The organism is Bradyrhizobium sp. Crot121 (assembly GCF_059512385.1).
In genome coordinates this window covers 1-401 of sequence record NZ_JCAMOR010000435.1, presented here as the reverse complement: position 1 = coordinate 401, position 401 = coordinate 1, and the positions used below count along the sequence as shown (strand labels likewise).

The following is a 401-nucleotide window of genomic DNA, read 5'->3' as shown; positions in this document are numbered from 1 at the left end:
TGACGAGATCGATCGCCTGGATGCCGTTCGTGCCTTCATAGATTGGGGCGATGCGGGCGTCGCGCAGGTAGCGAGCGGCACCCGTCTCCTCGATGAAACCCATGCCGCCATGGACCTGAATCCCGAGAGAAGCGACATCGACGCCGGCATCCGTCGCAAAGGACTTGGCGATCGGCGTCAGCAGCGCTGCCCGCTCCTGCCAATGCTCCCGGCGTTCTCCGGCGCGATGCGTCATGTCGATCGCATGAGCGCAGGCATAGGCAATGGCACGCGAGCCTTGCGTCAGCGCCTTCATCGTCAGCAGCATCCTGATGACATCGGGATGGTCGATGATCGGACTCATGCCGGACCCGCTCCAGCCAGGAGCCCTGCCCTGCGTGCGCTCTTTCGCGTAGGCGACA

General features: G+C 64.1%; 1 protein-coding gene. It reads right to left on the bottom strand.

The window, feature by feature from the left end; genetic code table 11:
• Positions 1–401, bottom strand: a 401-nt coding sequence (locus AC5ZGW_RS47355) for an acyl-CoA dehydrogenase family protein (protein ID WP_496114301.1), incomplete at both ends; no start/stop codon positions are given.